The 21,909-nt window shown below is 68.2% G+C and carries 15 protein-coding genes and 1 pseudogene; 6 read left to right on the top strand and 10 right to left on the bottom strand.

All coding sequences use genetic code 11. The features are described from left to right. Positions 1 to 125 precede the first annotated feature (125 nt). From ACH4PU_RS31025 to ACH4PU_RS30985, 9 genes are all read right to left on the bottom strand, one after another. Positions 126 to 2,264: a hypothetical protein gene (locus ACH4PU_RS31025; RefSeq protein WP_398279464.1), complete on the bottom strand. Its 2,139-nt coding sequence runs from the start codon at positions 2,262 to 2,264 to the stop codon at positions 126 to 128. Further along, positions 2,257 to 2,409, bottom strand: coding sequence for a hypothetical protein (locus ACH4PU_RS31020; protein ID WP_398279461.1), 153 nt, complete (start codon positions 2,407 to 2,409; stop codon positions 2,257 to 2,259). Before ACH4PU_RS31020 ends, ACH4PU_RS31025 begins: the two co-directional genes overlap by 8 nt. Further along, positions 2,406 to 4,931, bottom strand: coding sequence for an ATP-binding protein (locus ACH4PU_RS31015; RefSeq protein ID WP_398279458.1), 2,526 nt, complete (start codon positions 4,929 to 4,931; stop codon positions 2,406 to 2,408). The genes ACH4PU_RS31020 and ACH4PU_RS31015 overlap by 4 nt, the downstream gene beginning before the upstream one ends. After that, positions 4,928 to 5,122, bottom strand: a complete 195-nt coding sequence (locus ACH4PU_RS31010; protein WP_398279455.1) for a hypothetical protein — start codon at positions 5,120 to 5,122, stop codon at positions 4,928 to 4,930. Before ACH4PU_RS31010 ends, ACH4PU_RS31015 begins: the two co-directional genes overlap by 4 nt. Continuing rightward, on the bottom strand, positions 5,119 to 5,952 hold the full coding sequence (locus ACH4PU_RS31005; protein ID WP_398279452.1) for a cell division protein FtsK: 834 nt from the start codon (positions 5,950 to 5,952) through the stop codon (positions 5,119 to 5,121). The genes ACH4PU_RS31010 and ACH4PU_RS31005 overlap by 4 nt, the downstream gene beginning before the upstream one ends. Next, positions 5,952 to 6,521: a hypothetical protein gene (locus ACH4PU_RS31000; protein WP_398279449.1), complete on the bottom strand. Its 570-nt coding sequence runs from the start codon at positions 6,519 to 6,521 to the stop codon at positions 5,952 to 5,954. Before ACH4PU_RS31000 ends, ACH4PU_RS31005 begins: the two co-directional genes overlap by 1 nt. 4 nt (positions 6,522 to 6,525) lie before the next feature. Next, positions 6,526 to 6,744: a TcpD family membrane protein gene (locus ACH4PU_RS30995; protein WP_398279446.1), complete on the bottom strand. Its 219-nt coding sequence runs from the start codon at positions 6,742 to 6,744 to the stop codon at positions 6,526 to 6,528. A gap of 107 nt (positions 6,745 to 6,851) precedes the next feature. Then, a complete protein-coding gene (locus ACH4PU_RS30990) occupies positions 6,852 to 7,895 on the bottom strand; it encodes a conjugal transfer protein (protein ID WP_398279443.1) in 1,044 nt (347 codons plus the stop codon). Between the two features lie 212 nt (positions 7,896 to 8,107). Further along, on the bottom strand, positions 8,108 to 10,057 hold the full coding sequence (locus ACH4PU_RS30985; RefSeq protein ID WP_398279440.1) for a pRL2-11: 1,950 nt from the start codon (positions 10,055 to 10,057) through the stop codon (positions 8,108 to 8,110). A gap of 163 nt (positions 10,058 to 10,220) precedes the next feature. Here ACH4PU_RS30985 and ACH4PU_RS30980 point away from each other — a divergent pair, with 163 nt between their 5' ends. The 4 genes and pseudogenes from ACH4PU_RS30980 (at position 10,221) to ACH4PU_RS30965 (ending at position 14,184) form a co-directional block, all read left to right on the top strand. Beyond that, positions 10,221 to 10,871 carry a hypothetical protein gene (locus ACH4PU_RS30980; RefSeq protein WP_398279437.1) on the top strand — a complete coding sequence of 217 codons (651 nt, stop codon included), beginning with the start codon at positions 10,221 to 10,223 and terminating at the stop codon, positions 10,869 to 10,871. A gap of 214 nt (positions 10,872 to 11,085) precedes the next feature. Next, positions 11,086 to 12,195: a hypothetical protein gene (locus ACH4PU_RS30975; protein WP_398279434.1), complete on the top strand. Its 1,110-nt coding sequence runs from the start codon at positions 11,086 to 11,088 to the stop codon at positions 12,193 to 12,195. Positions 12,196 to 12,423: 228 nt separating this feature from the next. Then, a pseudogene (locus tag ACH4PU_RS30970) lies at positions 12,424 to 13,061 on the top strand (glycosyltransferase); the annotation flags it as partial. 82 nt (positions 13,062 to 13,143) lie between these two features. Next, positions 13,144 to 14,184 (top strand): serine hydrolase domain-containing protein, encoded by a 1,041-nt coding sequence (locus tag ACH4PU_RS30965; RefSeq protein ID WP_398279431.1) that lies wholly within the window; start codon positions 13,144 to 13,146, stop codon positions 14,182 to 14,184. Positions 14,185 to 14,921: 737 nt separating this feature from the next. Here the strand turns inward: ACH4PU_RS30965 and ACH4PU_RS30960 are convergent. Beyond that, positions 14,922 to 17,117, bottom strand: a complete 2,196-nt coding sequence (locus ACH4PU_RS30960) for a hypothetical protein (RefSeq protein WP_398279428.1) — start codon at positions 17,115 to 17,117, stop codon at positions 14,922 to 14,924. 1,632 nt (positions 17,118 to 18,749) lie between these two features. Between ACH4PU_RS30960 and ACH4PU_RS30955 the strand changes: the two genes are divergently transcribed. Together ACH4PU_RS30955 and ACH4PU_RS30950 are read left to right on the top strand one after the other, a co-directional pair. Next, positions 18,750 to 19,634: a ParA family protein gene (locus ACH4PU_RS30955; RefSeq protein WP_398279425.1), complete on the top strand. Its 885-nt coding sequence runs from the start codon at positions 18,750 to 18,752 to the stop codon at positions 19,632 to 19,634. 1,453 nt (positions 19,635 to 21,087) lie between these two features. Beyond that, a complete protein-coding gene (locus ACH4PU_RS30950; RefSeq protein WP_398279422.1) occupies positions 21,088 to 21,549 on the top strand; it encodes a hypothetical protein in 462 nt (153 codons plus the stop codon). Positions 21,550 to 21,909: the final 360 nt, after the last annotated feature.

Below are 21,909 nucleotides of genomic sequence, written 5' to 3'. Positions count from 1 at the left end.
GATGGGGCGTGCGGGCAGGGCGGGATGGCCCCGCGGCGGTCCGGCCGCTGGTGACGGTCCGGACCGGGGGCCGGGAGACAGAGGGCGGGTGAGGCGGGCGGGCCGGCATGTGCCGGCCCGCCGGGTCAGTCGTCCTGCGTGCCGGGCGGCAGTTGCGGCAGCGCGGCGGTGCCGGGGAGGGGGGTGCCGGTCAGGGCGGTGTCCACCGCGGCTCGGGCTGCGGCCCGGGCGGCCGTCTGCGCGGCGGTGGGCGCGGTGGGTGCGGCCGGCGCGGTGGCCGGCGCGGTGGCCGATGCGGTGCCGGGCGGCGGCGGGAAGGTACGGAAATGAGGTCCTGCGCTCTCGCCGGACTTCACGACGGTGCCCTGGATGACCGTGCCCGGGCCGTTGTTCTCGGCCGGGGGTACGGCGGCCTGGCCGATGGGCTGCATGCCGCCGCGACGTATCGGGTAGGGGGTGCCGGCGCGGCGCCGGGCGTTGGCGGCCTTGGCGCGCCGTGCTGCGGTGACGTCGTGCGCCGGGCCGGTGCCTGCCGACGGGCGGGGGCTGTCTCCGCCTTCCGGGTGCGGGCCGTTTCCGCCTCCCGGGCCGCCTGCCGGCGGCAGCCCGGGCGGGGCCTGGCCGGGCGGCAGTCCCGGGCGGGTGGAGGCGAAGTCACCGGGGGCGTCGATGCTTGCGGGCGGCGGGAAGTTGCGGGCCCGCTGGGCGCGTTGTACCGCCTGGGCGACCGAGCGGGCGCTCCCGCCCGCACCGCCGCTGGTGCTTTCGTTCTCGTCGTCGGAATCCGGTTCGTGCCGGTCCATGTCGCCGAAGCCCTCGCCGCGCTGCTTCTTGCCGCGCAGGGCCTTGCGCAGCTTGCGGGCCCGCTGGCGGTCGGCGAACGCCGAGAGAGCTCCGCGGCCGGCGAGTTGGGCACCTCCGACGGAGATGATGCCGTCGAGCTTGCCCTTGACCCGGAAGCCCATCGCGGCGGCCGCGATGTTCAGGGCGGAGACCATGAGCCAGCCGAAGCCCATGTCCGGGTCGAGCATGGAGAGCATGCTGGTGGACACGATCATGACCGAGCCGAGGATCATCGTCGTGGTGAAGGAGACCAGGACCAGGCCCAGGAGCGTCTCGAACCAGCTCACTCCCCATTGCCGTGGTTTGCCCGGGATGCACCACAGGCAGGCGAACACGACGCCGCAGATGAGCAGCATCATCGCGCCGATCAGGGAGGCCAGCGTGGTGAAGGCCAAGGTGATGCACAGGGCGGCGAAGATGACGGCGCTAATGATGGCGCCGAGCAGCACGGCCACGCGCCCGGACGGGTCGTGTCCCTGGCGCCAGTCCTCCGCCTCCGGTCCGACCTGCTTTTTGTTCTTCATGTGGTGGGAGAGGTAGTCCTCGCGGTCGTCCATGTCCGTGCCCCGCTTGACCACTTCCGGGCCCCACCGCTGGCAGGCCTTGATGCTGCCGAGGTCCGCTATGCACCAGGGGGTGGCGACGTAGGTGCGCCAGACGGCGTCGGAGGCGCGCCGCAGGGTGTCGTTCTTGGCGTCGCCGCTCCACTTGGGTTCGGGGGTCTTGAAGGGCATCGCGGAGTCGTTGGAGCCGGAGAGGCCACCGCTGATGGTGGTCATGGCGACGTCCGAGCCGATCTCACGGGTGGTGTCGACGCCTTTGACCCAGGTCGAGGGAGCAGTCAGGAACGTGGTAGCGATCGCCGCGCTGGCCACGACCCAGGCCAGTTGGCTCATCGGCGAGGTCTGGCCGCGCTTGGCCCAGGCCAAGAACGCCCCGACGGCCAAGGCCGAGGGAAGGAACATCGTGGTCATGGGGCCGGCCGCGCCGCCGATGGCCTTGGAGATCGGCCCCTCGATCTGGGGCAGGGTGGTGACGTTGAACGTCCACTGCACGATCACGACGGTGGCCCGCCCGATGTAGCGCAGGGCGCCCATGAGCGCCTCGGCGCACCACTCACCCATGCCGTCGATCAGGTCGCCGCCGGTGATGCTCGTGGAGAGCTGCTTGTCGAGTTTGTAAACCTCGGGCTCATAGGTCTCGTAGAGGGTGCCCTGCCCTTTGGGCTTGATGGGCGAGGGCATCAGGTCGAGCATGCCGGTGGGCTTGTAGTCGTCGGGGTCCCCGTCCGCGGTGGCGGCCGGGGCGAGAACACCGAGGGTGGCCAGCAGGCCGAAGAAGGGAACGGCGACGTTGCGCAGCCGCGGCACTTTCAGCCGCAGCCTCAGCCGCACCATGGCCATCAGCAGTCGGTCAGGCATGGCTCTCCTCGCCATCGCGGTGCGCACGCGCCGGCGTGCTGGCGCCGGCGCAGTGCGCGCGGGGGATCGCCGCGTCCTGGGCGGGGGCGACCCTGGTGGGCGGCAGGCGGACGTCCGGGCCGTCCGAGGGTTGGCAGACGTTCATGCGGCCGCCTCGCTCGTCTGCTCGTGATGGGCGGCCTGGTCCTTGGGGTTGGTGGACAGCAGATGCAGCACATAGCCGTCGGCGGCGTCCCACTGCATGGTCGCCACCCGGTCCCGGCGGTCGCGGATGATGCAGTGGCCGTGCCGGATGTCGCCCTGCGGGGTCTTGCCGACCCCGCGGATCAGCGCGCGGGTGGCATCCGAGACGGGCAGGCGCAGCAGTTCGGCCATGGCGTCCTGCTGGCTCTTGGTCGACTGTTCGAAGGCGCAGACCGTGGTGATCGCCTCGAGGACGCCATCCAGGCCGAGCAGGGACTTAGGGTCCTGGGTGTCGATGGCCAGTGAGGTGTCGAGCGCGCGGCCGGTGCGGGCGATGTAGTCGACGAACCGGCGGCCGTCGTCGGTGCCGGTGAGGACGTGGACCTCCGGGATGGCCACCACCTTGGGCAGGCCGCGCAGGTCCGGGCGGGCGCTGGTGTTGAGCGCGTAGGCGATCAGGCCCCGCATCAGCGCCAGGGAGACCCGTTCGGTCATCGTCATGTCCTGCGGCGCGGTGCCGGCCTGCGGCATGGTCAGGCCCGGGACCTGGACGAGCCACAGACCGGGCTCGGGGCGCAGCGGGGAAGCGCCGTCCTCGGGGTGGCCGAGCAGCGGCGCGCCGAGCGGGGTACGCGAGAGCTCCTCAAGGGCGTGGCCGGCCTCCTGGGCGAGAGGGTGGGCGCTGGACTTGAGGAGGTCGATCACGCGCCAGGAGGCGGCGTCACCGTGCTGGGCGATCTCGTTGCAGGCCTTGAGCAGGTGGGTCTCGACGCCGGCTACCCGCATCCGGTCGGGCAGGACGATCAGGAGCTGGGAGACCACTTGCAGGGCCGCGTCACCCTTGGGCAGCAGCCGGAACAGGTCGGCGACCGCGGGGGTGGGAGTGCCGCAGGTGACGTGGTGGGAGGGCAGGCCCAGGTGCTGTCCTGCGCGCACCAGGCCGCCCTCGTCGCCCTTGAATCCGAGCATGAGCGCGAAGGAGCCCTTCATGCCGGCGGTCAGGGTGGCGAGCATCATCGCGGTGGTCTTGCCGCGTCCGGAGCGGCCGATGAAGGCCGTGGTGGTCGCATCGCCCCGCGCCGAGCCGGCGGTGATGTCGAGACGGCACACTCCGGGGGTGGTGCCGGTCAGCAGGCCGGCGATCGGTCCGTCGTCGTCACCGGCCTCCGAACCGCCCCAGAACATGGACGCGGCCAGGGCGTCGGTCTCGCGGATGTGGCCGAGGTCGGTGACGCGCAGCATGTCGCCCATCTGCGCCTCCAGCCACATCTCGCGCTGCTCGTCGGCGGCGACGGTGACGTCGATGGACAGGCCCGAGTAGTACGCGGTCACCGCGTCGCACCGGGCGCGCAGGTCCTCCAGGGACTCGGTGGAGGAGACGATGACGCGCGGGTGGTCTTCCAGCAGCGTCATGGAGTCCCGGCTCATGCGCTTGCGCAATTGCTCCATCACCAGCTCCGTCTCCTCGATCTCCGCGAAGGTCTCGCCGGCCGACCCTTCCGCGGCCGAGTGGCGCTGCTCCTTGGCGCTGGTGCGGACCTTGTCGACGGCCTTGATGGCCTGGCCCTTGCGCCAGACGGTGAAGCGCACCGAGGCCTCGGGGCACACGAGCGCTTCCTCGCCGGTGTCGGGGTGGCTGTAGCTGATCTCCGACAGGCAGCGCAGCCACTCCTGCTCGCCCGGGGTGTAGAGGGTTTCGGGGAAGGCCGGCATGGCCATCACGGCGACCCACGCCGCGGTCTGGCCGCGGGCGTCGAGCAGACGCAGGTGGTCGGAGTGCGGGATGGCGCGGGAGGCCGTCAGGCGCACCAGGGAGGCGCCGGTGATGGCGGGCAGTTTCGGCGGGGCGGGCTGGGGCCGGTAGGACTCGCGGGAGATCGCCCAGGCCAGCAGCTCGACGGGGGCGAGCCGGGCTTTCCACGGCGTCTGCTCCAGGCGGCGCTCCATCCGCCGGACGAGACCGTCGAGCTGGGCGAGTTCGCCGTCGGCCAGGCCGGTGTGGCCGATGCCCAGCACGTCGGCGGGGGCGTTCTTCAGAGCCGAGAGCGCGGCCGTCTCGCGTTCGGCGAGCTTGACGCCGAGCAGGATGTGGCGCTGCGGAAGGTCCAGCGTCTCCAGGCGTGCGGCCCACATGCCGGCGAAGGCCTCCACGTTGCCGGCGGTGAACAAGGCTCGGGCCTCCGCCCGGTATTCCTCGCCCGACAGCCGGGCCCAGATGACCTTCAGGTGGCAGTCGTAGCCGGGTAGCACCTTCGCCAGGGCCAGGGCTGCGGCGTCCTGCTCGGCGTCCTGCGCGTTCTCGGGCATCAGGTCGGTGTTGGCCGACGACAGCCAGAACCAAGCGGTGGCCTCGGTGGTGGTGACGACGAGCCCGTCGGCGACGGCGACCAGTTGGGGCTCGCGCAGCATCCGCTCGGTCCCCAGCCCGAGCATGCGGCCGAGGCGGGAGGCGCCCTTGCGGGCCGTCTTCGTCGTGGTGCTCACAGCTGGATCTCCTTGGACGTCTGCGTCGCCCAGGCGCCGCCGATGCGGTCGGGCGGGCCGGGGAAGCGGCGGATAGGGGCGGCCGGCTCGGCGGGGGCAGGGTTCTTGCCGGTGCGAAGAGCGCCCATCCACACCGGGGTGGAGGACATGGCCACCGGCCGGGGGGCGGGGGGCGTCGGGTGGTCGGTCACGGGCGGTTCTCCTTGGCGCAGGTCAGGCCGCGGGCGAGGGCGCGGGCTTCGCCGGGCGTGAGAAAGAGGGCCTGCAGCGCGGTGACCTGTCGGTCGGCGACCGCGTGCATGCGGCCGGGGGTCAGGGAGTAGCGCGGCGCCGGCCAGATGTCGGGAGCCATGCGCGCCCACACGCTGGCGCTGCTGTAGGCGGAGATCCGCAAGGGGAAGACCTCGTCGGCCGGGAGGTCGTGCAGCGCGGGGACGGTCCCGCGGGGGCTGTCGGCGAGGACTTGGAGGTTGCGGGACGGCCCGGCGACCATCATCCGGGCCAGAGCCTCGATGGCGGGGGAATCCTCGAGCTGGCTGTCAGGCCGGGTGTGGCCCCAGAACTGACGCAGCGCGTAGACGACTTGATCGCAACTTTCGAGGACGATCACTCGGCGGCCGGCCCACCCGCGGGCGCCGCGCGGGGCCGAGGTGAGGCTCTGGGCCGTCTGCAGCAGGTAGTCGTGGATGTGGGAGATGCGGCTGTAGGTGGCCGCGCCGGGCAGCTTCTTCGTCCAGGGGTGGGCTGTGCCGGTGGGGTCGAGGACGTCGACGGCGGCGCCACGGGCGAGGGCCTGGGCGGCCAGTGTGCGCAGCACCGTAGTGGTGCCGCCGCCAGGGCCGGTGGCCACCAGGACGTTCTCCGGTTCGGCGCTGAGGGTCACGGGCTCGTCGCCGTCGGCCAGGCCGATCAGCGGCCCGGGCGCGTCGTGGAGCATCGTGGTGATGTGGGGGTCGCTCAGGCGCACCAGGTTGCGCAGGGCGGTGATCGGCATGCTCATCTGCTTCGCGGGGGTGGCCATCAGCGGTTCTTCTTTCGCGTGCGGGTGCGCTTGAGCGTCTTGGTGCGGGCCCGGGCTACCGCGTCGGGCCCGTACAGGCGCACCCGGGGCTTGAGGTGGACAGGCTTGCCCAGCGACTCGGCGAGGTCCTCGTGGTCGCCGGGGGTAAGAGCGGTGCCGAAGAGCGGCAGGCCGGCGAGCTTGGGGAAGCGTTCGCCCAGGCGGGCCGCGCGCAGCCGCCATCCCGGGCGCGGTGCGGGGATGCGGCCCCGGCCGATGACCGGCTTGACGCCGTTGATGAGGTAGTTGGCGGTCACGCCCCACAGCAGGAAGTTGCGGCGCCGCCAGTAGGCGGCCGAACGTTTGGTGCCGTAGACGGTGATGAGGATCGGGGGCAGGAAGTAGAAGGAAAAGGTGAGGGTGCTGGGGATGCCGGCCACCAGTAGAAGGGCGCCGTCCCACAGGGTGAAGACGATCAGGCCGTGCAGGAGGACCTTGCGGGAGATGCCTTCGCCCAGGTCGATGCCGAGCAGCTCGTGCTGGCGGGTTTCCAGGTCCCAGTGGCGGCTGAAGGTGTGAGAGCTCCGCATGGCGTCAGCCGGTGAGCTTCGAGCCGATGAACTTCAGCACCTCGATGGCCTTTTGGGGTTCCCATATGATGAAGCCGACCACCGCTCCGCCGAGGATGTGGGTGACCATGGCTCCCCACTCTCTTTTCGCCCAGTGGCCGAAGGCGCGGACGGCCAGGACCGCCACGAAGAGGTTGCCGACGACAGTGAGAATTGCCGTTTTCAGGTCGTTTCCGGTCAGCACGAGCTGACCTCCTTACGTAGAGAGAGATCGCGTCGGGGCCGCCGCAGCGGGCAGCCGGACAGGCGCACAGCGCCGGAAGAAGAAGGAGAGGGGTGCCTCGGCGGGGCTCAGCCGGACTTGGCTGTCAGGGCGGCCACCTGCCACCGGGCGGAGCCGCCTGCGCTGACCTTGGTGAGGGTGATGCGGTAGGTCTGCTGCAGCAGGCTGCCGCCGACCTTCCACCGCACCGTCGCGGTGCCTGTGCGCTGCTCCCCCGATCCGGTATCCACCGTCCAGCCGTCGAGGGAGTTGAGCTGCATCTGGCCGCCGAGCGGGGCGATCTGCGCACCGGGTGCCGCGGCTTGTGCCTCGTTGCCGGCGGCCCACGCGGTCAGGAAGTCCTTGACGGCCTGCTGGGTGGCGCTACTCATTTCGGAGTCGGTCTCCGGCAGGGCTGCCGGTTTGTAGCTGACGGGGCCCGGCATGCCGACGAGCGCGGGCTGGCCGGTGACGATCACCCGGTTGCCGGTGGCGGCGACGGGCACCTCCAGGCCGCGCCAAGAGCTGACGGTCTGCTGCTGCTTGCCCTGCAGCGCGGTCACCGAGACGCGGACGCTCACCATCACGCGGGCCCGCCGACCGCCGGCCTGCGTCACCGCCCCGGGGATGGTCTGGGCGACCTGCTGTTCGCCGTGCCCGTCCCAGCCGAGTTTCGCGTCCTCACCCTTGGCCAGGTCCGCCGCCAGTTCCCGGTCGCGCGCCTCCGGTGCTTTCTCGCTCCAGGTCAGATAGGACCGTGCGAAACGCGCGGCCACTTGCTGGGCCTCCTCGACTGGAACCTTGTCTTTCTTGGCCTCGTCGGCCCCCGCTTCGGCTTTCGGCGCCAGCGCTTTGGGCTGTGCCGGGAAGAACCAGGACTTCACTCCGGTGAACGCGGCCAGGGCAATTACCGTCCAGACGGCGACGCGACCGGCCCGGCGGGCGAAAGCCCGGCCCGACGATTCTTCTTCCTCGGCCCACCCCAGTGGATGCGGCTGCTGCGGTACAGCAGTTTCCGGAGCGGCCTGCTCTACCAGGGTCTTCTGGGCACGGCTGGCGAGGGCATCGGCGAGTTCATCGCCTCCTGCGGCTTGTTTCTCAGGAAGGTTCAGAACCTTCCGCCACCAACTCATCTGTCTCCTCGGCCATGTCGCGATCGGGTCGTTGTGCCATGCGGGCACCACGGATCACCAGCACCCCGCAAGCCCTGCGGGAAGCTCTGGTTCAGACGCTAAGCCGAAAACCCTGTGGATAGATTTTCGCGACGGCCGACGACAGGCCATGCCGGCACCAAAAAAAGGCCCGCACTCCAAGTGCGGGCCCTGCCTGAACGAGTGAGCAGCGGTCAGGAGAAGTCGATGCCGTCCTCCCATCTGGCGCTGCTGGGCGATTTGACGCGGTTACGTTCCCATTTCACCAGATCCGACGCGCGATACAGCATCTGCTGTCCCTTCTTGTCGATATGCTCGGGGAAGTCGGGATCCTTCTTGCGGGCCATGCGCAGCGCCTCGATCGTCAAGTGCGGGAGGTGCTGTTCCATGGCCTGGCGGAGGGTGACCAGTTCCTCCGCCGTCTGAGCGGCAGGCTTCTCCCCCGCCGGCGCGCCGGCCTGGCCCCGGTGCTCAGGGGCCGGCGCGGGCGCCGGGGCATCGGCCGCCTCCGCAGGTGTCGCGCTCGCCGAGTCCGCGGCCTCGAGGGCCTGGGACCGGCGCGGTCCCGCCGCGGACGTGATGTCGAAGACCTCCTGGGTCTCCTGGTCACGGGTGGGCTGTTTTTCCAGGTGTACGCCTTCACCGGCATCCTTGGGTCCCTGGGTCTGCGTCTCCCGCTCGACGGTGACCGTGGGGGCGTCGGTGCCCGCCAGGGCCCAGGCCCGCGCCTCCGCGTCGGTCATGAACAGGACTTGCGTCTCGTGGGCGACGCCGCCGAGGACCACCTGGGCGCGCCCGACATGCCGCGTGGACTTCGGCGCCGGCTGCACCTCGGGCACCAGCATCTTCCAAGCGTTTTGCGTGTAGCGGGCGAGAATGCGGGTGGCGAAGTTCTCACGCATTTCCGGGCCGCCCAGGGCGCGGGCGGTAGCCGACTGAGCCACCAGCAGGACGTGCAGCCGCACCGCCCGTCCCATGAAAAGGATCTCCGCCAGCGCGTCGACAGCCGGGGATATCTTGGGGTCGCCCTTTTCCTTGACCTGCTCCCAGTATCGCGTGAGCTGTTTCATCGTCGCGTTGATCTCCTCCAGGAGGATCACAAGGCGAGGCCCGACCCCCGAAGAGTCGGCGTCATCCCCCAGTTTCTCAGCGGCATGAATGCGGCGCCGACCCTCCGCGCCCAGGTAGATGAGCGCTTCGTGGATGTCCTCGATGTCCCGGCAGTACGTGACGTTCTTGACACCCCGAGCCCACTGGTGCGACACCCGTTTGAAGTCGAGAATGTAGGCGCGCGCGCCGTGGTGGATAAGCTGCGCGGCGATCGTGCGCAGGATGACGGACTTGCCACCGCCCGTTCCGGCCGATACCAGAACATGCGGCGATTCGGCGTCCAGGTCCACCGAGACGATTTTCTGTCCGCGTTCGAGGCCGATGAGAGGAGCCGATTCGGGGACCTTCTTGACGAGTTCCCTTACCTTCGGATCGCTGAAGACCACCTTGCTCGGCGGGCGGTGCACCTTCTTCACCAGTACGTACGGCTCTTTGCCTTCGTACTTCCAACTGAAGGAAACCCCCTGCAGGGCAAGCTTCTTGACCACCATTTCCGCGACCTTCTGCTCATTGAACTGAAGGTTCACCGGCAGGTCGATGCGGATCTCGGCGTCGTCGTCCGAAAAGTTCTCCGGAATGTGCAGGTAACTGCGGGGCCTGGTACCTGGGGCGATACCGAGGGGATCCATCAACGCCAGATGCAGCGGCTCGATCCACTCGCGCATCAGCTCGCCCTGGCCGCGGGTGCGCACCGCGTGCAGCACCCCGCCGGCCACCACCAGACCGCTCGCAGCCATCCCCCCGTACTGCAAGGCCTGCACGGTCTGCTCCGGGTCGAACCAGTACCCCAGCCCTCCCCCTGCCGCCGCGCCCGCGCCGAGCTGACGGATGCCGCTCCGTTGCCAGTACGGCAGATACGACCACGGGCCGACCCGGTCCTCGACGCCCTCCAGCACCCGTGTTCCCCGCCGGAAGAACGTCGCATTCGTACGCCGGACACCATCCAGCTCCCGCCCCGACACAAACCGGCCCAGGCCCACGGCGAGGATCTCGACCAGCTCCTCGATCTCCCGGTCCAGCTCGCTGCGCGCCATCAGTCCACGTCCTCCACTGCGCCAGAACCGGCCGCCCCGACAACACGGCCGACGATCTCCGCGCAGGCTAAGCGCGCAGCCCTGTGGACAGATTTTCAGAACGCGATCGGCGTCCAGCTGCCGCCTTGTTCGGTTTGCAAACTGGGATTGCGATGATGGGCGTATGGAGAAGCTGGGCAAGCACCCTGTGACCGCGAAGGTCTCGCTACGTACGCGTGAGCGGCTGACCGAGGAGCTCAAGGCCCAAAAAGAGCACCGGGCAGTGCTCGCGGGCGATGAGCGGTGGAGTGTGGAAGGGCTGAACCGTGACGAGGCGGCCCGAGTGCGGGCGGCGTGGCGTCGGGAGCTGACGCGGTTGCGGCAGGGCGGCGAGCTGCTCGACACGGTCGACTCGCTCGCCGTTCACGGTATCGAACGGGAGTTGAGGGCGCGAGGCTGGTGGGAGCGGCGTTGGCCGGCGGTACCAGGGGAGGCGCTGGACCCGGGGCGCTGGCCCGGGTCGCGGGAGGGCGGTTACCCCAAGGCTGTGCCGCTGCGACTGCCGCAGCCTCTGGCGCGCAAGGTCTACGCGGCGTGCTGGCACACCTCGGCCAGGGCTATCACAGCGCTGCGGGAGTGGCGGGACCACAACCCGGGGCTCTCGCTGCCTCGCTGGCTGCTGACGGAGGACGGGGCGGTGCAGGAGCTGACGGGCCCGCTGCGGGAGTACGCGGAGCTGGCGCGCCAGGTGACGACCGTGGGTGAGGTCTGGCGAGGCGGGCTGGAGCACGGGATCGCGGCCGGAACGGAACTTCGAATGCGGTTTGCAAACTAGAAATACGCTGGTCAAGTGGCTTTTTGGGATTGCGTCCAGGGCTGGGACGGGTCTACCGTTACCCCAGGAGGCGGCGTTGTCGAGGTGCCGCCCAAGCCCCTGGAGGGGACGCAGCGTGACGGAACAGCAGGTGACGCACACACAGCCCGTGTCCCCGCCACGGTCGTATGGCCGGTGGAGCGAGGTGCCGTGGCGACTGGCGACGAAGTCGCAGATGGCGCGGGCAGACCTCCCCCGCGAGCCGGCCGGACCGGTGCGCGGGTACGTGGCGGGACGGGACTTCCGCGACAAGCCGACCGAGGTGGAGCTGTACGACGTTACCGAGTCGCGGCCGACGAAGGCGTCCGGAGCGCAGTTGGCGTCCGCCGAGGCGCGCCGGTCGGCGTCCGTGCGAATGTGCCCGGATTGCGGCGCCCAGTGCGAACTGCCGCTTTCACAGCGACGGGGCCGGCACTTGTGTGCGATGTGCTGGCGGATCGCGACGGTGGTGGATACCCAGATCGAGCTGCGTCAGCGGCGCGTGGAGAACGCCGCCTGGGCCCGCAGCCTGTTCGAAGGTGGGCCGCTGGCGGTGACCTGGGTGGAGCTGCTGGAGGCCGCCCCGACACCGTCAGGGCGCAAACGTCCGCCGCTGGCGGGCCGGGTGCACGTCGTCGACGAGAACGGCAAGCGCGTCGCCGACGTGCTGGTCCGGCTGGCAGGCCCCCGCACCAAAGGCGCGCCCGAGGACGCAGTCGGCCCGGAGGCTGGCGCGGACCAGATGACGAAGGCGTTCGCCGGGCGGCGTCGGATCGTGTGGGGACCGTTGTCGGCGGTCCGTGAGCGCCTGGCCGAGCTCGGGCACCCGGTGGAACCAGCACCCGAGGTGCCGACGGGGTACCGCCCGGCGGGACGCTGGCCGGACGACGTCGCGTCCCGGTACGCGCAGTGGCGCGGCGAGCTCGACCCGGCCACCGGCGAGCTGCGTACGCCGTGGCCGCCGGGAGGCGCCGACCGGCTGTGGCTGTGCCTGCGCCGCATGGCCGAAACGCCTGATGCCGGGCGCCCGGGAGCGAGCGAGCAGCGACGCCGGGAAACTGCCGGGCGGCGGTCGTATCAGGCTTCGACGGGTACGTATGAAGTTCGAGTGGCCGTGACAGGCCCGGCAGGTGCGGGGGAACGGGTGGCGGAACTCCTCAGCACTCAAGGAGCGTTGATTCCCGCCTCCGTGGCTGCTCCGGTACCGTCGCGGCAGGTGCCGGGCGCGGTGGTGACCTACATGGCCGGCCGCGGTGAGGTCCTGGTCCCCGCGATCACCGACGGCGTCGACGGCCCGGAAGGTTGATCCCTGTGCCGATGGCTTCGCCGCAGTGCGCGTACCTCTATGCCGTCGCGAAGGCTCTGGGGGTCGACGTGGTCTGGACCGACGTCTGGCCTGTCACCGCTCGTTAGCACGTCGGGAGCATGGAGTGGTCCAGCACTGAGGCGCCGCCGGGACGATTTTCCCGACGGCTGTGGGGCTTGGTTGAAGTCCTGCGGCAGTCCCGAGCGACTGCACTTCGTTCGGGCCGGCCGCGTTCACCCTGTCTGCGTCGTACCGACCACGGTGATGGCCGACCGCCTGCTGCGCTTGGCGCCGGCCGCCGACCGGGCGAAGATTTTCCACATTCCCTGGAGCATCCCCGACCACCCCCTGGCCCGCACTCCGCGCCGCCCCCGCCGGGTGCCCGGGGCAGCGCTGCGGCTGTTGCACGCGGGCCGGCTGACGCCGGAGAAGGGCGTGGAGCTGTCCGTCGCCGCCCCGCCCGAGCAGTTGCGCGCCCTCACCCCCGCTGTGCGGCGCTCGCGGGTGGTGGTGCGCTATCTCGGCTGGCTGCGCCGCCCCCAGCTGTGGCGGGCCTTCGCGGGCCACGACGTGCTGGTGATGCCGTCGACCACGCTGGGGCCCATAGGCCTGGTCGCTTTTGAAGCGGGGGCCTGCGCTCTGCCGGTCCTCTACCAGCCGGTGCCCGGCCTGAGGGAGACCCTGGCCGGCTCGGGGATCGCGACCGACTTCACCCGGCCCGCTGTCCTGGCACAGGACATCGAACGCCTGCGTACCACCGACGGCCTGCTCGCCGCCCTGCAGCAGGCGGGGCGGGCGAATGCGGCCGCTACCGGCTCAGCTCCACCGCTGCGGCGCTGGCCGAGCTCGGCCACCGGATCAGCTGACCTTGACCGCCAGTTCCCGGCCGCGGGCTGGCGCCGTCACTACGCTGACGAGCCGGCCCGCAGCGCGATTTCGGAGATGCTCATGGCAGACAGCACCGAGAAGATCACCCGCCTCGTCGCCGATGGCGTCCGCACAAGGGTCTACCCCGGCGCGGTGTGGGCCACCGGCACGGCCGTCGGCATGACCGCAGGCGCCACTGCCGGCCTCCTCGACCCCGCTGAACCCGACGTCCCGATGCGGCCGGACACCGTCTTCGACGTGGCCAGCCTGACCAAGATCCTTGCCGTGTGGTCCGCTATCGGCGCCCTGTGGGAGGACGGCCTCCTCCCTCTCGACGAACCCCTCGCGGGCTTCTGGCCCGAGGTGACCGGCCATCCCCTTGGTCAGGTCACCGCGCGGCAGCTGCTCACCCACACGGCCGGCCTGCCGCTGCGCGCCCAGCTGAAGAACCTCTACGGCACCGACCCAGCCGCCATCCGTGCCGGCGTTCTGCGCGAAGCCCTGACCCGGCCGCCCGGCGAGGCGGTCGAGTACACCGACCGGGCCGCGCTCATCCTCGGCTACCTCGCCGAGCACCTCAGCGGACAAGGTCTCGACGCCCTGGCCTCCTCCCGGATCTGGCGGCCGCTGGGCATGAGCGGCACCCGCTTCGGACCGCTGCCGCTCCCGCTCGCCGACCGCTGCGCACCAACCGAGTTCGACGAGGAGACGGGCCGGCACCTCAAGGGGGTGGCGCACGACTTCTCCGCCCGCCTGCTGGGCGGGGTGTGCGGCATCGCCGGCGTCTTCTCGGTACTGGAGGACCTCGCCCGCTTCCTGCGGTACCTGCTCGACGCCTCCACGGCCCCGGCCGCGGCGGGGTTCGGGCCGATGTGGGGGGAGGAGTCCCTCACCGTCCACACCGGCACCCGCACACCGGCGCGGGGCCTGTTCTGGCACCCCGCCCCGGGCGCCTCGTCCGCCGACCGCATCTGGGTCCATTACGGCTTCACCGGCACCGGGATGTGGCTCTCGCCGAAGACCGGCAGCTGGGCCGTCCTATTGACGAACAAGCTCTACTACACCCGCGACCGCGAACCTCTGACCGCCATCCGCAACGCCTTTTGCTCCCTGGCCTTTTGAACCAACAGCCCACCGTCGCCTGAGGAAGCGCACCGGCGGCCCCTCCCTTCGGGTGATCCTCGGGGGCCCGTGTACGCGGTGCCCGTGCAGGCCCCCACCTGGCGATGAAGGGCTCGCATCGGGGGCCTCGGCTTGCCCCCCGGGGGCAGACGCTGGCCGGCTGGGCCGGGGAGGGCGGGCGCACGGTGAGGTGACGAGGAAGGGGGTGGAGAAGAGGGAGGAGCAATCGATGATGTCCCTGTCCTGCGTGGTGGCTGCCGATACGGGAGTGGTGAGGCGGGGCCGGCTTCCGGTGGTTCCCGTCCCGGCTGTGGGGGAGGTGTTCGCGTCCTGGGTGGACCGCATCGCGCTGATGCTGGGGATGCCGCCGGGCCGCGCCGCCCGCCGTCGGCAACTGCCCTTGCCCCCCGCGCAGAGGCCGCCTCCGCATCACTCACGTGAGCACCACCCTCCTGCAGGCCCTCACCCCTTCGTCCGTGCCAGTTGCGGGGGCACGCACGGCCAGGAGGTCGCCGAGCCGCACCTGCCCGGGAGGCGCCGATCGACTGCGCCGCTGTCCCGGCCCTCGGCGCGGGTATCCGGCTGCACCAGCAGGAGGACGGGGGAGCCGTCGTCGTGCCCACCCGCGGGTAGGCCCTCGGCGCGGACGGGAGCGGTCCAGCCCGCGGTAACGTTCGCTCCTCATCAGGATCGCCGCTACGGTCCACCGTCCGGGCAAGCACTAAGCCTTGGCCGCGTCACGCCACGGCCTGCTGCTGGCCGCCCCTTTTCTCAGGCCGCCCCGCTTCTTCCGCGGCCTTTCGCTGCGCAGCCTTGCCAGCAACCTTGTATGCCTGGCCTCGGTTGACCTTCTTACCGTGACGGCCCAGCCAGTCCACAAGGTCGCCGCTTTCAAAGGTGCCGAGCACCTGGATGGCATGACGGACGGCATCGGCGTTCGTCATCTTGGCCAGCACCTGAGCATGCCCGCCGTCCTTTGGGTCGTCCGGATCGAAATCAACGTCACCCCGCTCCTCCAGCTCGCGACCGGGCAACTCGGCGCCCCCTCCCTCTTCAGCCAGCGGGGGACGATCCACGCTGCCTTGCTCTGACGGCTGCTCCGGCACGACCTTCGCTCCCTGCGTGGCTCTCGCTCCGGACCGGTCGGCTCGCCGACGGACCACGTTCCTGTTGTGCTGGCCCGGCTTGATCCCTTCGGCGACTCCGCGAGGAGCGGCTTCCGGCTCGCTCGCATGACCAGGGTGGGCGGTCACCACCGCACTCAGTTGGAGATCCTCCAGCCGCTGACGAAGGCCCCTGTGCTCGCCTTCCAGCACAAGCAGCCTCTCCTGCGCGCTCCTGGCCTCCTCCCTGGCCAACTCCGCCACTCCGGTCAGCTGGCTGCGTTCCTCCTCCAGCATCGCCAGCAACCGAACCCGCTCCGCACGCTCCTCCTCCTGCTGACGCTCCAGACGAACGACACGCTCCTCGGCCGCCTGGTAGAGCTGATGGCTCGCAGCGCCGCTGTCTTCCAACCTCCGGCGCTCCTCTCGCAGTTGCTCGAGCCGCTCCATCTCCCAGCCGTAATCGACTGTGGTCTTCCGGAGCGCTTCAGCCGCCTGCTGGACCGCCTCCTCCACTTCCGCGAGCCGCTGCTCACCGGCTTTCTCCACCGCCGCCAGTCGCTTCCGCGCATCGTCAAGTGCGGCCTGTGCCCTCTGCTTCTCCTCCTCAACCTGCGCGGTATGCCGCTCAACCTCTGCCGCACGCTCCGACGCCGCGATCAGATCCGCAGAGGCCACCACGTTGATCCTCTCCATCAGCTCGATCGCCTCTGTGCCTGTCTCGTGATCCAGCCGTGCGACGGCATCGGTGTGGGTGAGCGCAGCCTTGCGCCGAAGAACCTGGAGCTGCCGTTCGGGCTCGTCGAAGTTGGCTCGGTCCAGACAGCGTTGCCTCCTCGCTCGCTGCTTGTCGACTTTCCTCGAGACCTTCGCCAGACGGGCCTGTATGTCCTTGAGCTGACGCTCACCGTTCCGACCCACATCAGAGCCCGGGGCATGCAACTTCGCCCTGAGCTCATCTTCCTCGACCAGCAACTGCCTCAGGCGGTGGCTCTCCATCGCAGCCTTGCGGGTCAGAGCCCGGCTCACCACCCCGTCGACTCCACCTGCGCTCGGGTCTAGAGTCAGCACCGAGAACACGCCGATCCAAAGCTTCTTCCACAACAAGCCCACCAGACGAGCCGGCCCCGCTGCGGGCACAGTGCTGTGTTGCTCACGCGCATTCCTCTCGGCGTCGGCCATCCGCTTGCGCAGCTCAAGCTCGATGACCCAGGCGGTCGCCGGCGGCATCAACGCCATGAAGGGGGCCGATGCCAAGTTTGGCGCGTGTGAGAAGTTTGCAACGCTCGAAGCGAATACCAGCGTCCAAGCCGTTCCGTGAGTCAGCCGCAGGCTGCGCGTCCACCCCTCATCCGGGTTCGCATTGCGGTACAGCAGAGAGAAGAGCTGCAGCTCCAGAAGGTCAAACATGATCACAAAGCCGATACGGATCGGTACCGGCAGGTGCGCCGTGTCTCTGCCGAACTCCCACAGGCCGTATTGGCTGACCAACGTACCGCTCAGGGCCACCCAGCCAGCCCGTCCCATGCCGGTCAGCCCGAGCGCGGCTCCATCACCTTTCTCCTCCCGTATACGCACCAGCTCCTCTGCTCGGATCATGCGCCTGGATGACTGGTATCGCCAAACGCCCCGAGCAACGAGATAGACCATCAGCAGGAGGACCACAGCGACCGCTCCGGCTGCAACCACAAGGATCCACGGCGGGGTTTCGTCGACAGCACGTCGCGCCACGCCGGACCAAGCATCGGTCGGCACCGACGCGGCGATCGGACGTTGAGATCGAGATGACGAGGCGCCCATGAAACGGGCGAGGGTGGTGCTGGTGAGCACGCAGTGACTCCTTCCACGACTGAACCACGAGTCTCCTGCAGGAACCCTGTGGATAGATTTCGCTGCTCGGCGATGTGCCCAGCGACCGCAGGACCCAAGGTGAGTGCATGTCATGAGCGAACGCTGCTCACCGCACGTGTCACAGTCATCCACTCACCCTCCACACCGCCCGAGCCGTGCTCAGCCGTCTGACACAAGGGCGTCATCAGTCGGAGTTTCACACGTACTGAACCTGCTCGTGCAAGGTGAAGATCGAGGCTCCATGCTCCTATCTCATCACCATCTGGGTGGAACCCCGTGCGGTCTCGTTAGCCCTCCTGAACTGCTCACACACCCATGAATATAACGATGACTAGTCTCATGACAGCAACGAGCGTCACATCGATGAACATCTTCTTCAATATCCCATTCACCCTACCTATAGATGTAATGTTTGATGTATTCATCAATGGACTCTTACGTGTACCGCCATACCTACCTACCCACCTATCTAACGGACGACAGAACGCCCCTCCTACACCTTTACCTACCGGCTCACTTAGTGACCCGTACGACTTTCCGCCTACTTAATCACCCACCTTGCTGCCCCCATTACCGCCGATCCACCTACCTGCTCATCCTCCACCCCCTTTACCTCCCTTCCTAATTACTCCCCTAGCTGACGAACTAACAGTTCGCTTACCTGCCTGTGCATTCCGCCGCTCGTCTCGTTAGGTGCCCCGCAGTCGGATCAGTCGTCTGCCTACTAGGCGACCCACCTAGCCACCAGTCGATATACCGGGCGTGCTGACTTTTCGACTAGTCTCTTTACGATTCTACGAGTGCCCTACCTACCTGATTGATAAGTCAGCTTTCTGCTGGCTCACTGAACCGTCTTTCCTATGGCCGAGTGCGCTTGCTTTTCTGCTGACTCGCACTGTGATTAGCCCCCTACTGCTCTGACGGACTTGCCGCCTGGCATACCGCCTTACTGACCTTTCTGCGTTCTAGCGACCCGACGCGCCTCTTAGCCGCTGCCTTACCTGACGTTCAGTCTTGCCCCCTCGCCAGCTACTGGGCTGACGAACCTACGCTCTGAAACGCTGACTTACAGCCTGCTCGGTCTCCTGCCGATCCGACGGGCCTCCTGGCTGTTGGGCTACCTGACGAGCAGTCCTTTCTTCCCGTCAGCTACCACGCTCGTCTGCTGTCTGACTCATCCACTAGACGCCTGCTTCTTCACGTCGCCGCTTACGGAACTGACCTGCCCCATGTCAGTCGAGCTGGCGGCCAAGCCCCGTGGCCTTCTCGCAGACGGGCTCACTTCTCATCCACTTGCCGCTCCGGCTCCCTGCCCCTCCCGGGTGCCTGCGATCCATGACGCTGCTTCGGCGTAGACCAACCGCTCTTACGGACCGCCAGATCCCGCGAGTCGACCGGGCAGCACGCCCTGTTCCTGCTATGGTCATGCGCGAAGATCCCGTGTCACTAGAGACATCAGCGACGCGGACCTCGCACCGAGCGCTCAGAACCCCTGCAATACAGGGCATTCATCGGGCCACTGATCGTCAGCGCCGCAGCATGCGTCCTGGTGTCAAGGGATCTCACGCATAACGGTACTTACCTAGACACCAGGAGAGGCGGAACAGGGCGATGAGAGTCCTTGCGGTCGCGAATCAGAAGGGGGGAGTCGGCAAGACCAGCACGACCGTTAACCTCGGCGCTGGGCTGGCACTCGCCGGCCAACGGGTACTTGTAGTTGATCTTGATCCGCAAGCGCAGGCAGGCACGGCCCTGGGCGTAAACCTCTCTGGTGAGGATCAGCTCGCCCGTTCTCTCGGATGGGCGCTTCAGGCGCGCATGCAGAGCATGCGCATAGCTCTCACCAGCATCATGTTCGATCGCAACGAGCTCCTTGAGGACTGGGACAGTGGGGGAAGCCTCCACCTGCTGGCCGGCGAAGAGTCCACCATGTCTGCGGCGCAGGACCTCATCCACAAGAAGGGGTACCAGGCCACTCCGATACTGCGGCGCATGCTTATCGAAGTGGAGGAGCACTTCGACTTTGTCGTGATCGACACCCCCCCCGCCGTCTCCTCGTTGGCAGCAACGGCGCTCGCTGCAGCCGACTACGTCCTAACCGTCTGCTACCCCGAGTACTCCACGCTCAAGGGCGCCGTCGCTATCCGTGGAACTGTCGGATACGTCAAGGACCGGACCGGGGGCGAGTGTGATCCGCAGTACCTCGGTGCTGTCCTCAACCGCACCAGTGCACCATCCCAGATGAAGGCCCAAGAGGTCACCATTCGGAATGGTGTAATTGAGGCCGGATTGTTCCCCTTCGTCACGGACATCCGCAAGGACGACCGCATCTCCGGGTCATACGCATATGGCCAGCCTGCGGTTCTCCGCTTCGCCAACCACGCGCCGGGTAAGCAGTACGCCAAGCTGATGGGCGAAGTTCTCGCCAGGATCGATCAGCCTGTAGAGAAGTGGGAGACTCCCGAGCTCATTGCTACGGGGACCACCGATGAGTAACGCCTCCAGTAGCAAGGGTAAGAAGAAGACCGCCTCCGCCTTTCAGTCCATCAGCCGCGACAAGGGCCAACCCGCTGCACTCCTGCAGAACCTCCTAGCAGGCGCCGACGAGGTTGCCGAACGGTCATTCCTCGGCGGAGGTAGTCCCGCCACCCCAACTCCCGCACAGCAAGCCACCTTCGTCCCTGATCCCGCTGCTCCTTCAGCACCCCAAGTAGCCGGTGAAACCGCGTCCGTCGCAGAAGATTTCCCTGCTGCTCCTCCTGAGCACAGCAGCACATCCCAAGTCCCGGAGCCGGCCACGCCTCCTCCGGCCCTGGCAGACGACGCACGACTGCCTCAAGCCGCCCCAGACCATCAGGCCGACGTCAGTACCGCGGCGACGGGCTCAGATGCCGCCGTCCCGGCTGCGATCTCGGGTGCGCCTGCCCAGGCCGCTACTCCGTCCCTTCCGGCTCTTGACCTGGCCGAGGCATCCGCGACTCCTGCTGCGGTGGATCAAACTGCGCCAGCCCTTGAAGTAGAAGGAGAGACCGATTCTGTCACCCTCGTGACGGTGACACCGGATCCTCCCGCCAGCGCGCGCCGACGTCCCAAAGGACAGCGCGGCCCTTGGGCGCATCGTGCAGTCCACGAGAGCTTCGCTCAGGCCAAGATCCACTCAGAAAAATGGCAGCAACACGGGTTTCGTATCGAACCTGAGGTGTTGACCGCGCTCAAGTCGCGTATGGCCCGGGATCGCAGAACGTCCAAGGTTGGCGGCCTGGCTATGGGCCACTATCTCGATGCCGCCCTGCGACATGCTCCGACAGGGGTGGAGGACCAGATCGCTTCCGCCCAGCAGTTCCTCGACGAGCGCATGGGAGTGGTCGAGAAGGGCCGACAGTCGACGTACCGGGTAGGTCCTGAGGCCCACACCCTCATGGCGTCTCTCAATCAGGACCTACAGGAAGCGGATTACGGCCGACGGGGGTTGTACGTAGTCTCCGCTGCGATCGAGCGTCTTCTCCGCGCGCTGGACGCAGAAGGCCCACTTCCACGCCCAGCGCGGCGCGGAACGCCGGTCGTGCCGCCTTCTGCACCCTGAACTGCGCTCGCCTAAATTCATAGATATACCGATGGGTATAGCCAGCACTATCGTGCTGGCTATACCCATTCCCATACCCATCTCTATCTTCTCGTCCACACCGCCCTCACTGACGATGTATCTACCGACCTACCTAGTCGCAGACCTGGCGATTGCGCCCCCTCCCCGCCTTCTCCCGCCCGTGTCACTAGACCATTCTGACCACCGGTCAAGTGGACAATGGCCCAACTGTCGTCTGGACTTCGGGTTTTTCGGGCATCTCGCCCACTGCCCGACACGCCAATGTCTAGTGACAGAAGAAAACCTGCCGCTCTTTGAGGTAGCGTGGTCTCCGATGATCCACCCGTATGACTGCGGAGCACACCTATGGCTGAGACCAGCACCCAGCTCAGTACCAGCGCTGTCGCAACGGCTGCCGGCCTGAGCGAATCGTGGGCCTGGAAGGCGCGCGATCAGGGAGTCCTGCACGCCCCTCACTTTGAAGACGCGGTCGTGGGCTTGCGGGTCTACGCGTTTGTGTCCCAGATCGTCTGGCCTGGGAACCGTCGACCGCGCAGCGCACGCCAAGATCTTGAGCTCTGGCAACACAGCGCGGTCGAAGCAGGACGCCAAGCTGTCTCCGACCCTCAGACCACGCCAGAAACAGCCTTGTGGGTCCTTGAGGATTCCGTCCATCTCGTCACCACGCCCGGACAGCGTGCCGCATTCGACCTCGACCACCTCAATGGTCGTGTTGCCTTCCGCATCCCCGTCGGTTTGTGGGTCGCTGAACTTCCCGAAGCCATAGCGTCCTTGTCCTCACGCCGTCGTCGTCAAGCAGTGCACTAGTGCCGATGACATGTCCCTCAGAGCAGCGAAAGGCGCCGTCGCAGCATCCGAGCCGGTAAAGCGCTCATTGCCCCTCGGGCTGATGTCGAGCGTCTTCCTCCTCTGAGAATCGGAAGCAAGCCCGTTACGTCTGTCTCGACGTCACCCCTCACCTGAGCACTGGGCCGAATGCACATAGGTATGGAATCTGGGGTCCCGAGCCTGTCGCGGAGCCCCGAGGCCACGGCCACCAGGTCGGTAGTTGACCACCGTCTCCCCTGCGGTCCGGATCTGCGTTTGCCGTAATCGGCCCGGGCTCAGCGGGCCTTTCCCCCTCACTTCGATCATGGAGCACATCATCGCCCCCCGCTCGAGGGCTGG

The sequence above is a fragment of the Streptomyces sp. NPDC021100 genome, from assembly GCF_044333095.1.
GTDB lineage: Bacteria > Actinomycetota > Actinomycetes > Streptomycetales > Streptomycetaceae > Streptomyces.
This window is presented reverse-complemented; position numbering and strand designations above follow the sequence as displayed.

What these genes read in the sequence shown, in the direction of transcription:
- ACH4PU_RS31025 (WP_398279464.1), bottom strand. Translation starts at nt 2,264, where the DNA reads ATGCCTGACCGACTGCTGATGGCCATGGTGCGGCTGAGGCTGCGGCTG.
- ACH4PU_RS31020 (WP_398279461.1), bottom strand. Translation starts at nt 2,409, where the DNA reads ATGAACGTCTGCCAACCCTCGGACGGCCCGGACGTCCGCCTGCCGCCC.
- ACH4PU_RS31005 (WP_398279452.1), bottom strand. Translation starts at nt 5,952, where the DNA reads ATGGCCACCCCCGCGAAGCAGATGAGCATGCCGATCACCGCCCTGCGC.
- ACH4PU_RS31000 (WP_398279449.1), bottom strand. Translation starts at nt 6,521, where the DNA reads ATGCGGAGCTCTCACACCTTCAGCCGCCACTGGGACCTGGAAACCCGC.
- ACH4PU_RS30990 (WP_398279443.1), bottom strand. Translation starts at nt 7,895, where the DNA reads ATGAGTTGGTGGCGGAAGGTTCTGAACCTTCCTGAGAAACAAGCCGCA.
- ACH4PU_RS30985 (WP_398279440.1), bottom strand. Translation starts at nt 10,057, where the DNA reads ATGGCGCGCAGCGAGCTGGACCGGGAGATCGAGGAGCTGGTCGAGATC.
- ACH4PU_RS30980 (WP_398279437.1), top strand. Translation starts at nt 10,221, where the DNA reads ATGGAGAAGCTGGGCAAGCACCCTGTGACCGCGAAGGTCTCGCTACGT.
- ACH4PU_RS30975 (WP_398279434.1), top strand. Translation starts at nt 11,086, where the DNA reads ATGGCGCGGGCAGACCTCCCCCGCGAGCCGGCCGGACCGGTGCGCGGG.
- ACH4PU_RS30965 (WP_398279431.1), top strand. Translation starts at nt 13,144, where the DNA reads ATGGCAGACAGCACCGAGAAGATCACCCGCCTCGTCGCCGATGGCGTC.
- ACH4PU_RS30955 (WP_398279425.1), top strand. Translation starts at nt 18,750, where the DNA reads ATGAGAGTCCTTGCGGTCGCGAATCAGAAGGGGGGAGTCGGCAAGACC.
- ACH4PU_RS30950 (WP_398279422.1), top strand. Translation starts at nt 21,088, where the DNA reads ATGGCTGAGACCAGCACCCAGCTCAGTACCAGCGCTGTCGCAACGGCT.